The organism is Paenibacillus gallinarum (assembly GCF_014836635.1).
Lineage (GTDB): Bacteria > Bacillota > Bacilli > Paenibacillales > Paenibacillaceae > Paenibacillus > Paenibacillus gallinarum.
In genome coordinates this window covers 664,184-675,913 of record NZ_JACSQL010000002.1, presented here as the reverse complement: position 1 = coordinate 675,913, position 11,730 = coordinate 664,184, and the positions used below count along the sequence as shown (strand labels likewise).

General features: G+C 42.6%; 15 protein-coding genes. 1 reads left to right on the top strand and 14 read right to left on the bottom strand.

The genetic code is table 11. The annotated features are described in order from the left end of the window. Positions 1-176 precede the first annotated feature (176 nt). Genes H9647_RS08380 through H9647_RS08350 form a run of 7 tightly spaced genes read right to left on the bottom strand, consistent with a single transcriptional unit; the run spans position 177 to position 5,933 of the window. Positions 177-1,151: a biotin--[acetyl-CoA-carboxylase] ligase gene (locus H9647_RS08380; protein ID WP_191799277.1), complete on the bottom strand. Its 975-nt coding sequence runs from the start codon at positions 1,149-1,151 to the stop codon at positions 177-179. Further along, on the bottom strand, positions 1,141-2,463 hold the full coding sequence (locus H9647_RS08375; protein ID WP_191799276.1) for a CCA tRNA nucleotidyltransferase: 1,323 nt from the start codon (positions 2,461-2,463) through the stop codon (positions 1,141-1,143). The genes H9647_RS08380 and H9647_RS08375 overlap by 11 nt, the downstream gene beginning before the upstream one ends. A gap of 42 nt (positions 2,464-2,505) precedes the next feature. Then, entirely contained in the window at positions 2,506-3,663 is a 1,158-nt protein-coding gene (bshA, locus tag H9647_RS08370) for an N-acetyl-alpha-D-glucosaminyl L-malate synthase BshA (RefSeq protein WP_191799275.1), read from the bottom strand. 41 nt (positions 3,664-3,704) lie between these two features. Continuing rightward, positions 3,705-4,142: a methylglyoxal synthase gene (gene mgsA / locus H9647_RS08365; RefSeq protein ID WP_191799274.1), complete on the bottom strand. Its 438-nt coding sequence runs from the start codon at positions 4,140-4,142 to the stop codon at positions 3,705-3,707. Between the two features lie 47 nt (positions 4,143-4,189). Continuing rightward, the gene (gene dapB, locus H9647_RS08360) at positions 4,190-4,993 is read right to left on the bottom strand and encodes a 4-hydroxy-tetrahydrodipicolinate reductase (RefSeq protein ID WP_191799273.1); all 804 of its coding nucleotides are present in this window, start codon (positions 4,991-4,993) and stop codon (positions 4,190-4,192) included. A 21-nt stretch (positions 4,994-5,014) separates the two neighbouring features. Next, the gene (locus tag H9647_RS26130; RefSeq protein WP_191799272.1) at positions 5,015-5,551 is read right to left on the bottom strand and encodes a tetratricopeptide repeat protein; all 537 of its coding nucleotides are present in this window, start codon (positions 5,549-5,551) and stop codon (positions 5,015-5,017) included. A 52-nt stretch (positions 5,552-5,603) separates the two neighbouring features. Next, on the bottom strand, positions 5,604-5,933 hold the full coding sequence (locus H9647_RS08350; RefSeq protein WP_191799271.1) for a nucleotide pyrophosphohydrolase: 330 nt from the start codon (positions 5,931-5,933) through the stop codon (positions 5,604-5,606). A 159-nt stretch (positions 5,934-6,092) separates the two neighbouring features. Between H9647_RS08350 and H9647_RS08345 the strand changes: the two genes are divergently transcribed. Beyond that, positions 6,093-6,962: a YitT family protein gene (locus H9647_RS08345; RefSeq protein ID WP_225229130.1), complete on the top strand. Its 870-nt coding sequence runs from the start codon at positions 6,093-6,095 to the stop codon at positions 6,960-6,962. Between the two features lie 41 nt (positions 6,963-7,003). On the opposite strand, the gene H9647_RS08340 is transcribed toward H9647_RS08345, so the two are convergent. The 7 genes from H9647_RS08340 to H9647_RS08310 all read right to left on the bottom strand — a co-directional run bounded on the left by H9647_RS08340 (position 7,004) and on the right by H9647_RS08310 (position 11,717). Further along, positions 7,004-7,846, bottom strand: coding sequence for a sporulation protein YpjB (locus H9647_RS08340; RefSeq protein ID WP_191799270.1), 843 nt, complete (start codon positions 7,844-7,846; stop codon positions 7,004-7,006). A gap of 48 nt (positions 7,847-7,894) precedes the next feature. Then, on the bottom strand, positions 7,895-8,548 hold the full coding sequence (locus H9647_RS08335) for a DUF1405 domain-containing protein (RefSeq protein WP_191799269.1): 654 nt from the start codon (positions 8,546-8,548) through the stop codon (positions 7,895-7,897). Between the two features lie 99 nt (positions 8,549-8,647). After that, positions 8,648-9,520: a menaquinol-cytochrome c reductase cytochrome b/c subunit gene (locus H9647_RS08330; protein ID WP_191799268.1), complete on the bottom strand. Its 873-nt coding sequence runs from the start codon at positions 9,518-9,520 to the stop codon at positions 8,648-8,650. A 19-nt stretch (positions 9,521-9,539) separates the two neighbouring features. After that, positions 9,540-10,211, bottom strand: coding sequence for a menaquinol-cytochrome c reductase cytochrome b subunit (gene qcrB, locus H9647_RS08325; RefSeq protein WP_191799267.1), 672 nt, complete (start codon positions 10,209-10,211; stop codon positions 9,540-9,542). Positions 10,212-10,225: 14 nt separating this feature from the next. After that, positions 10,226-10,768 carry a ubiquinol-cytochrome c reductase iron-sulfur subunit gene (locus tag H9647_RS08320; RefSeq protein WP_191799266.1) on the bottom strand — a complete coding sequence of 181 codons (543 nt, stop codon included), beginning with the start codon at positions 10,766-10,768 and terminating at the stop codon, positions 10,226-10,228. Between the two features lie 191 nt (positions 10,769-10,959). Then, complete coding sequence (locus tag H9647_RS08315; RefSeq protein ID WP_191799265.1) at positions 10,960-11,403, bottom strand: DUF2487 family protein; 444 nt, start codon at positions 11,401-11,403, stop codon at positions 10,960-10,962. A 131-nt stretch (positions 11,404-11,534) separates the two neighbouring features. Next, positions 11,535-11,717 carry an IDEAL domain-containing protein gene (locus H9647_RS08310; RefSeq protein WP_160033227.1) on the bottom strand — a complete coding sequence of 61 codons (183 nt, stop codon included), beginning with the start codon at positions 11,715-11,717 and terminating at the stop codon, positions 11,535-11,537. Between the last annotated feature and the right edge of the window lie 13 nt (positions 11,718-11,730).

The window sequence follows — 11,730 nt, the reverse complement described above, 5'->3', positions numbered from 1 at the left end:
TATTGAGTGCAGTTCAAATTGCATTAATTTAATACCGCCTCAAGAAGAAAGTATACCAAAAAAAGATCAAATGTCTATGCCCCGGAATAATTAATCTAAAGCATACAGGATGAACCATTCTTTCATTGGTGAAGAAGTCATAAAATATCTACTCATGTTTATTCGGCCTCTTGTCCTTATTGTATTATCTCCACTTCACCCGAAAAAATAGTAGAATTCTTTCCTTCCTCCGTCAAAACCATAAGTCCTCCGCTGTCGGATAAACCGATTGCCGTTCCTTCGATTACCTGGTTCAACGTTACAGAACGCACTTGTTTCCCTATAGAAGCCGATAAGGCTTCCCACTCTTTCAAGATCGGAGCAAATCCTTCATTCTCATACTGCAAATATCTCGCTTCGAGTTGATTCATTACTTCACCGATCAGTCTTGAGCGGGATACAGAAGTTCCCGATTCTATTTTCAAGGAAGTAGCAATACTTCGCAGATCTTCCGGATAATCTAGTTCAGACAAATTAACATCGATGCCAATCCCAGCGATACAATACCTTACCTTGTTATCTTCGGTAGCTGCTTCGAGAAGAATACCGCACACTTTACGGCCGTTCACCAAAATATCATTTGGCCATTTGAGCCCAGCTTCCACTCCCGTAACTTTTCGGATCGCACTGCATACCGCTACGCCTGTTAACAACGTTAACTGAGGCATAAATCTAACCGGCAGTTCCGGACGTAAAACAAGACTCATCCAGATGCCTTTTCCAGCAGGAGAGAACCAGTTGCGTCCAAGACGCCCTCGCCCATTGGTCTGCATATCCGAAATCACCAGAGTTCCTGCTTCAGCTCCTTCTTCTGCAAGCTTGATTGCTTCGATCTGCGTAGAGGAAGTCGATTCCAAAAGATGAAGCCTGCTTCCAAAAACGGCTGTGTTTATATTTTGCATAAGATCCTTATGCTCATATTGATCTGGTTTGTACAATAAACGATATCCTTTACGAGACACCGCTTCAAATTCATAACCGAGCTCTCGCAGTTGGTTAATTTGCTTCCATACCGCTGCTCTGCTGATGGATAATCGGTTACTGATTTCTTCCCCGGAAAGAAAATCATTTGATTTTTCATCAAATAAATCGAGCAACAATTTAAACTTCATCTTCAATCACCTTCTTCGCTGCATCTATTAGAGAATCATGGTCATTAGGGATCTGTCCAAGTGCTACTTCATGTAAAAGTCTCTTCATGGTTAAACCGAGCCAAGGCCCGCCCTTGCGCCCTGTGACTCTCATCAAGTCAGCACCTCCGAGTGCCAGATCTTTTACATGATATACATTCATTTCCGTAGTCCAATCTTCCGCTTTCTGAAGAAGCAAAGGACAAAGATTGTTATACGCAGAAGAGAATAGTACCTCTTCTATTGCTATTTTCCTATTAATCAAAATCCAGTCTTGAGCCGCTTCTCTTCCAAACCGGAGGACAAGAGGTATCCAGTCTGCACGCAGCAAATTGAAAAGTTCTGTTTTCTCCATCTGCTCCATGTTTAAGGCGAGTTCCTCAAATAAACTCATAACATGCTCATGAAAGGCTAACATATTTGTTATTCGATCACGTGTTTCACCTGAAAATGTCCATTCACGAAGTAAAGTATTGGCATCAGGAGAACCTATTTGAAGTAACAACAGCATCATTTCATATCGATAAACTGCATGCTGCGGAAGTTCATCCAAGTATCCGGTAAGGTTTCGATCCAATGAAGTCAAACGTATTGGCGCCTTCACATATTCTAAGATGCGGCTGTCCATCAGAAGCTGAACACCTTTAGAAGGAAAAGGACCTGCCATCATTTTATCCATCTCCGTACGAACTCGTTCCATAGCTATATATGCGAGTTTGTCACGCTGGCCAATCATCCCCAACCACGTGTCTGTTTCCAGTTCAAAATTAAAAACCGAAGCAAAACGAACGCCTCTCATGATGCGAAGGGCGTCTTCTTCAAATCTTTCTTCTGCGATCCCGACACACTTAACAAGGCCTTGCTTAATATCTTCTTGACCGTGAAAGGGATCAAGCAAATCGCCCTTAACATTACGGGCTATCGCATTCATCGTAAAGTCTCTTCGTTTCAGATCATCTTCTACTCGATCCACAAAATGAACTTCGGTCGGGCGGCGAAAATCTTCATAACCGCTCTCGGTACGAAAAGTCGTTACTTCATAATGATATCCATCACTTCGCACCGTAACCGTCCCATGCTGAAGCCCGGTAGGAATGGAGTCCGGAAAAAGAGCAATAACCTGTTCAGGCGTTGCCGAAGTCGTAATGTCCATGTCCGTAACCGTTCTATGCATAAGCTCGTCCCGCACACATCCACCAACAAAAAAGGCATCGTAACCATGGTCGTTTAGTTTTTGTAGTACTTGTTCTCCACCAGCGGCCATCGCTGGAAGCGTATAATTCCAGTTCTTCATTCCTACTTACTCCTTTTACCGAACCTCATCCACACAGTTTTTTTATAAAATTGATGCCGGTTTCTGTGTGAGTACCCGATCATAAATTCGTTCATACTGCTCCGTTATTTTATCAATATTAAAGTTAACGCTTGCTCTTTCAAGACAAGCCTTTTTGAATTTATTCATAAGTTCACCATCCGTAAGCAAGCGGACAGCATCTTTTGCCATTTGTTCTGTATCTCCAATCGGGGATAACATCCCTGTTTGACCGTGTAATACAAGTTCAGGAATTCCGCCCGCCGTAGATCCGATCGTTGGTACACCGCAAGCCATTGCTTCAAGAGCAACAAGCCCAAAGCTTTCCTTTTCGGATGGAAGCAACAATAGATCAGCCATCGAAATCACTTGAGCTACATCATCTTGTTTTCCGAGAAAGAGAACCTTTTCAGATAGACCGAGTTCCTGGATTTTACATTGGATTTTAGGTAAGTCGGGTCCTTCACCAACGAGTATGAGCTTCGCGGGAAGCTCTCGCTGAACTCTTGCAAACACATCAATGACATCCAGGGTTCGCTTCACTGGACGGAAGTTAGAAATATGCATGAGTACCTTCTCTTGATCACTCACATAATCTCTCCGTAGGGACAAGACTTCTCTAGGATAATACACTTTTTCATCCACAAAATTATACGTAAGATCAATATCCCGCGTAATATCAAGCAGTTCATTTGTCTCCCTGATTAAATCGTTTGAGACAGCCGTTACTGCATCGCTTTTGTTAATAGCCAGCTGAATCAAGTCTTTGAGCGATTCATCCTGTGCAAGTACTGTAATATCGGTTCCATGCAGGGTTGTCACTACTTTTAAATCATCCGGTACCATTTGTTTAGCCAAGTAGGCACATACCGCATGAGGTACCGCATAATGTACATGAAGCAGATCAAGCTGCTGTGCTTTTGCTACTTGAGCCATTTTGGTGGCTAAAGATAAGTCATAAGGAGGGTAGCGAAAGACATAATAATCGTTCACTTCCACCTCATGATAAAATATATTTTTTTGGAATTGTCCAAGTCGAAAAGGTATACTGTTCGCAATAAAATGAACTTGATGCCCTCTTTCGGCGAGCCTTTTTCCAAGCTCAGTTGCTACGACACCCGAACCGCCTAGAGACGGATAACAGGTAATCCCGATTTTTAAGTTTTTACCCGCTTGACTCAAAGAAGGGCCTCCTTTTACATAAGAATAGAGATTTTTCCGTATTACACTTCGGAATGGGTACCGTCGGTACCTGGTTTATATTTATGTACAAGCTGACGCCATGCGAAATCTCCACGATCGAGTGCCTTTACCAAAATTTCAGCCGTAGCTACATTAGTGGCAAGTGGAATTCCTTGGACATCACATAGGCGAAGTAACGCATTGATATCCGGTTCATGCGGCTGTGCCATTAATGGATCGCGCAGGAAAATGATTAAGTCCATCTCATTTTGAGCAACTAAAGCACCAATCTGCTGGTCACCGCCAAGCGGGCCTGACATGAAGCGATGAATTTCTAAATTCGTTTCTGACATAATACGTTTTCCAGTTGTCCCCGTTGAATAAAGCTGGTGTCCAACAAATACGTGTTCATATGCTGTTACAAAGTTAACCATTTCATCCTTTTTACGGTCATGAGCAATAAAAGCAATTTTTAACATATCTGTTCTCTCCCTGTGTCTATAAATTGAGGCTTTTTGCAAAACAACTAGTCTATAAAATGATCAAATCCATAAATCATCCCAGTGTACTCCATTACTTTTTGAATCCCGATCTTAACGCCTGGCATATAACCAGCACGCTCATAGGAGTCGTGTCTAATCTTCAGCGTTTGTCCAAAGTCACCAAAAATAACTTCTTGCTGCGCAAAGACGCCCGGAAGTCTAACACTATGAATACGGAAACCATTATAGTACCCGCCGCGTGATCCCTCTATTGTTTCTTCTTCTTTTGGATTTCCTTGGCGTATTTCTTTACGATTCTCTGCGATCATCTCTGCTGTTTTTACAGCTGTTCCTGATGGTGCGTCAAGTTTCTGATCTCCGTGATATTCAATAATTTCGAGGTTTGGCATATACTTTGCTGCTTGCGCTGCAAATTTCATCATCAGAATAGCTCCAATTGAAAAATTTGGTGCGATTAAGCCGCCAATCCCTTGTTTTTCACATTGCTTGTCCAGTTCCTTAATCTGTTCGGTCGTAAAACCTGTTGTCCCCATTACAGGTCTAACCCCATGAGAAATGGCCAGGGAGGTATGCTCATAAGCATACTGAGGCGTTGTGAAATCAACCATGACATCAGCATCGGTCTGACTCAGCGCTTTTTCAAGCTGATCCATAACGATGATCCCGCAAGGTTCAAGTCCTACCAGTTTGCCGGCATCCGTACCTGCTTCAGAGCGGTTCACTGCAGCAACAAGTTCTAATTCCTCATCCTGAAGCACAAGTTTAACAACCTCGCGCCCCATGCGTCCCCCTGCACCTACAACAATAACTTTAATTTTATCAGCCAAAACGAACACTCCTTAGATTAACTAGGTTGATGGTTTCTGGAAATATATTCTCATCCGTTTATTAAAATCGTGCAACAGATCTGTTAATTGTTCATTTTGCGGTTCCATTGCGATTGCTTCCTTTAATACAGCAATAGCCAGTATATAATCATTCATCTCGGCATAAGCAACTGCGAGCCATACATACGCTTCTGTATGAAGTGGATCCAGCGTGATCGCCTGTTTTAATTGCTCCAGTGCCTTTTCGTAATTCTTCTTCGGATCTGCATTTCCCGACTCAATGAGAACACGAGACATGGCAGTCAGCTTTTTGGACTGGAGACGGTTAATGTGGATGAGATATTCGATATGCCCCGGTGCCATCTCAGCTGCTTTGTTCGCATGAACAAAAGCCAGATCAAGCTTTCCGTTACGAGCATACGTAATTGAACAGCGATAATGAATTTCCGGATTATTTGGTTCTTCTGCGATCGCAGTTTCAAACCAGTAAACAGCCCGTTCAAAGTCATTATGAAATATGGCTTTATACGCTTCTTGAATGTAGTGGTCAGCATTCACGTTAGCTTGCACCTCCCGTATCGTCGGTCAGTACAGCATATGTAAGAATGGCCTAATCGGTGTCCTTTTTCGTCCAGCGATCCTTATCCCGCGTATTAAATTTGTGCATCACTTTATCATGAGCTTCGGTTAGATCAATTCCAAGCGAATTGGCAAAACAAATGGTAATAAACAAAATATCTCCAAGCTCCAATTCAATGGAATTATCCGCTTCCGTTGCTTTTTTAGGTTTCTCTCCATACTCGTGGTTGACTTCACGAGCAAGTTCCCCGACTTCTTCCGTCATTCGAGCGAGCATCGTCAGCGGACTGAAATAACCTTCTTTGAATTGGGAGATATAATCGTCCACTTCTTTTTGCATTTCTAATAAAGTTTTTTCCATGTGAGCATACTCCTTACTAACCAATGTTTACAACTCACTTCATCCATATGTTAACGTATTGAGAAAGTGAAAACAAATCATTTTTTAAACATCCCATCAAAAAGGCATACTACATTTGAGCATCCAGGCAAATCTAATACTAGTGAGGGATTCATTCAAATGAATAAGATTACAGAGCAACTTAAGATCATTGTACCAATCCTTTTGGGCACCGCCATTTTTGCGTTCGGTCTCCTGTATTTTATTATTCCCAATCAATTGATGGAAGGCGGAGTCACAGGGATTACCGTGCTTCTAAATTATGCTTTTGGTATTTCACCTTCCATTTCTACTCTCATTATTAATATCCCGCTGTTTCTGCTCGGATGGAAAGTTTTTGGCGGAAGGCAAATCATTTATACCGGTGTCGGAATTGTCGCTCTAACCATTTTCCTCACTTTATTCGAACGATTAATTGATGCAGGCTATATCGTTCCTTTGCAAACAGAACATGATCTTTTGCTTGCCGCATTGTATGCGGGCGTTACCATTGGTCTTGGTCTAGGAATTGTGTTCCGCGCAGGGGGGACAACCGGGGGTTCTGATATCATCGCCAGAATTCTGTCAAAAAAAACGGGGCTCAGTATCGGACGAGTTATGCTCGCTATTGATATTGTTATTATTGGGTCTTCCCTTATTTACATACCTCTTGAAAAAATCCTCTATACGCTCATAGCCGTATTTATTGGCTCCAAGGTCATTGACTTCATTCAAGAAGGGGCATACGCTGCAAAAGCCTTTACGATTATTAGTGATTATGGGCCTGAAATTGCAGATAAAATAACCATACAGATGGAACGTGGGGTTACGCTTATTCCAGCGATTGGTGCCTACTCAAAAAAGGCAAAGCATGTTGTGTACTCTGTTGTTTCTAGACAAGAAATTAGAGAACTCCATCAGATTATAAAATCCATTGATCCGAAAGCATTCCTCATTATTAATGAGGTGCATGATGTCCATGGAGAAGGCTTCAAAGAAGGAGAAAAATAGCCCGGGAACCCGGACTATTTTTCTTTTTTTATTTTATTAGACTAGAAATAAGATTGATGATTCCCCCTGTACTTACGGTAACCGACATACGCAAGCACCGCCACAATCGCAGAACCAAGGAATAAATTGGCTGCCCAAGGTTCCGGCCCTGCGGCAAATGGAACAAAAGCGGTTGCGTCCTTCTCCTTACCAAACAAAGCATTCGCAAATTCATCCCCCTGCTTCACCGCATCAAGAATGTCTTGTCCTTTTGCTCCGTTACTCATGGTAAGTCCCTTCAGATAAGACATCCAGGAATCAAATCTTTCAATCTCATAAGGCGGTCTCCGAATGATCGCTGCAGGACGAATCGTTTCATAGTGACTTTCCAGTTCTGAATAAGCTGCAGTGATATCTGTTCCTGGTTCATTCATTACTTTTTGTTCAATAGATGATAAGTCTTCTTTCATAATCTTGTAGTATTGAAGCCATAACGGTTTATCCGGATGAGCTAAACTATCCACTGCCAGTCTAAGTTTCGCAGACGCATGCTGTAAAGAGTCCGATGCAGCCTGCACACTGGCTGTAGCTTCTTTTACTTCCACAATCGTCTCTGTGAGGGCATGCATCCCTTCTACTGTAGTTAACCCATCAAACGAGAACCGCTCTACTTGCCTCGTTAAATCCCCTATATCTTCACGTACCGCAGAAAGATTATAGTCGAGCGCATTTCGATATAAGGAGGTTGCGATCTGATTGAGTTGTTCAGCATTGTTTAAAAGGCTTGGACTCGCTTCATCCGAATTTTCCGCATATGCGGTGTTCTGCAAGAAAATCTGACTCAGTAGTGTACAACATAGAAGACCAACCATTAGTAAGGAAGAACGCTTTTTTCCAAAAAACAAGGACATCCCCTCCTACTGTATCGTATGAAGAGAGAGGTCCACCTAGAACTATAACCGTTTCGCCTGCTTTAAGGCGAGCCAACCTGCTATAAAACTAAGAATCGTCAGCGTAAAAGTAAAGGTACGAACTCCGCCAACGTAATCATTAAGCTCATAAGGAAGATATGGATAGATTTCGAATGTGTAATCCATGACATCATTTAACAGGGTCCACCCTGCTGCTATTATCAGACTAACCATACCAAACCCAAAAAAGCGAACATAGAGAAGTGCCTCTACTGCCATCGCTAAGTGCGAAGCGATCAGCATGAAATCCTGCCAGATCACGTCTCCTCCAAATGACCAGCCAGCTACAATCATACTAACGGCCCATACTCCATATTTGATCGATGTGACGACAGCTAAACCCTGAATCACATGACCTACTTTCTTAAGCCAAGGCAATGATGGCGGGTATAACAAAAATAATAGGGACAGCGTAAAGAATAAACTAGCAGTAGGACTATCCGGTACAAACACAAGGAGAGCTGCCGGGTAATTTTGAAGTGTGTAAGCAAGCTGATTATCATACCATATGTATCCATAAACTGTGCCTAGCAAATTACACCAAAATAAGAGCCATAAAAAACCGCGGTTCATCAACACAGAGCGGCTCCAGAAAAAAGATAGGGATAACACGTACCGTACATCCTCCTTTATCATGTGATATTCACTTTAATAGAATAACGGAGTTCTCTCTAAAAAGGGCCTGACTGCTCATAGAAGCAGTCAGGCCCTTTTTCGGTAACCCGTATTCTAATATTACTCTGCCGATTTCTGGGAAGCAAGCCAGTCTGCTAGAGTGTCAATATCTTTCTCAGTTAGACCTTGTGCAATATTCTGATCATATTGAGGTCCCATATTTCCAATACCATCATGGATGATGCCGAGAAGCTCTTCCTTGCTATGAGCATCGCCAATACCTCGAAGTGAAGGGCCCGCTTGCCCTTTCAGATCCGCAGCATGGCAGGATACGCAGGTAGCTTTTTTGTAAATATCAGCACCTACTCCGTCCGGATCTACAATGGCTACTTCTTCTGTAGTAGGCGCCATTGAAGTTGGAAGCCCTGCATTATGTTTCTCATGCGCTTCTTTCTCGCGTGTGATATGTTCTGGCTCTTGACCGGATTTTGCAAGCTCATGTTTGTAATGAGTCCATGCAACATTGGTCAGATAGAAAACCGAAGCAATGGATAACAGCATAAGCGTTGATGCAATGGGCCTCTTATAGAAACGGCGTTCTTTCCCCGTATCTAGAAAAGGTGCAAGAAGCAAAGCTCCAAATGCTACACCTGAAACACCGAGGGTACCAAGTACAACATAATCACCAGAAGCATAAGGGTATTTCAGATACTGATATAAGAATAAAAAGTACCAGTCAGGCATCGGTATTACCGATGCACCAGGATCAGCAGGATATCCAAGAGGCGCTGGTTCCGAAATCGTAAGTACCAGAAAGCCAACAAGAACAACGACCCCTACCATCCATTCTTTTAAGAGGAAGTTTGGTATAAAAGCCTCTGATTTTCCCGGATAAGCGGTATAGTCAGGCGGTGTAACAAATCCCATACCCTTACGTACCCTGGAATCTCCAACAAAAACAACTTTTTCGTCTGATTTTTTCCCGTGTGCCATAGGCGTTTCCTCCCTTCTATTATAGTGGTCCGGAGATACCTTGTCGGCGGATCATAATAAAATGGCCTACAAGTAAAATAAGCAGAACAGCAGGAAGGAAGAACACGTGAAGGGCAAAGAATCTCGTTAATGTCTCAGCTCCAACAATCGTACCGCCTTGTAAAAGTTCTTTGATAATAGGTCCCAAATAAGGAACCGTATTCGCGATCTCGAGTGTTACTTTGGTCGCAAAGTAAGCTTTGTTATCCCAAGGCAGCAGATAACCGGTTAATCCTAGTCCAAGCATAACGAAAAAGATTAACATTCCTACGACCCAGTTCATCTCACGTGGGGCTTTATAGGATCCTGTGAAAAACACCCGCATCGTATGTAAAAACATCATCACTATGACCAAGCTGGCTCCCCAGTGGTGCATTCCCCGTACAATCTGGCCAAAAGCAACTTGGGTTTGCAAAAATTCTACACTAGCATAAGCATTAATAATATCGGGTACGTAATACATCGTTAGGAACATTCCCGATAGAATCTGAATTACCGTGATGAAGAATGTAAGTCCGCCAAAGCAATATACAAACGCTGAAAAGTGATGGGCCGGATTTACGTGTTCAGGAACTTCATGGTCAGCAACGTCACGCCAAATAGGAGTGATATCCAGACGTTCGTCGACCCAGTTGTAAATATTTTTAAACATCTACTCACGCCTTCCTATTGGACTCTCTGATTCGGAATGATTTCCCCAAGGTAAATCCATCCATCTTCTTCCTTGACGGTGTACTCATCAAGCGGTTTGGAAGCTACAGCTAACTGTTTCCCCTCTTGTGTATAGTGTGCACCATGACAAGGGCAGAAATATTGATTTGGCAGCTCAGCATTGTTATTGTAACCAACCAAACATCCAAGATGCTTACATATCGGTGACAATGCATAGATGGTGCCGTCTTCCCCTTTGCGAATCCATGCAATTAGTGAAGAATTGTTAGTGTACCAACCATCTTGTTGCTTCAGTTCAAAATGGAATTCCTGAGGCTCCGAAGTCACTTCGCTCACTTCAACTACCTTCACAAAAGCGCCTTCATCTTTCTTTTGCAATATCGGATCCACACCAAATCGAACCATAGGCAAACCGACACCTGCAACCATATATGCTGTAGCCCCACCCAAAGTGTACGTCAGAAACTGTCTGCGAGACATCTCTTTCCGCTTGGGTGGCTTAGGCACATTATGCTCACTGTCATTGTGTTTGCTCATCCTCTTCCGACCCCCTTTTTCATCCAAATATTTCATTCTTCTCTTAAAATATTCCACAAATTACTATGACATACATTATCATATAGTAGCCTACAAGGACCGTCAAGAATTTGTCACATATTTTCAAACAGGGAATGGAAGCGTTACAATGAAAATGTTGGTAATTTGTCACATAATCCCTATGAAATGGATTAAATCCACATTTGATAGATTTGACTCTGGATATCCTTTTTGAATTCGTTTACATTAACGTGGCTTAATTCATCCTTATCCTTCCTCGAGGAAAGTGCAGATAAAGACAACACTAGATCTGCCTCAGGAAGTTCAGCTTGAACCAATGCCTCGTCAGCGGTCATCACAATGACATATTTGAAACCGCCCGCTTTTAGATGTGAGCATAACTCATTCAACTGCTGCAATTGCGAAGCTTGGCTATAATGAACCGCAGGATAGGTAACTATTCGCCCCTTGAAAGGAATTTCAACATAATCCAGAAAATCTCTCAGCCTTTCAAGCACACTTACCGTTTCGTAGGGGGACTCCTGTCCCGTAAGGGCGGTGTATGGTAAGAGACATGTATCTAGGTAAGGCTGTAAATCCACCCAATCTTCTGATGTAATCTCGCTGAATTTCAAGACCCTGCCTCCTCTTTATGTATTACTTCCATTATAATGTTCGAAACCATAACTGGAAAGAGTTTCTATAGAATCACAAAAAACCCTTCTCTTTTTTCAGAGAAGGGTTTTTCTTTTAACGAAGAATAGTCTTACGAAATAATTAATCTCAGTTCATCCGTCAGGCTGCGGAAAGCCACTTCATCCCCCGATGCCAGTGCTTTGTCAATCTCATCATACAATTGTTCACTTCGATGTTTGCGTAATGCCGCGTCCCAGACCATTTCTGCAGCCAGTCCTAACATGACCTCGTAAGTAACTTTCATTTTATCCATAGGATGCACCTCC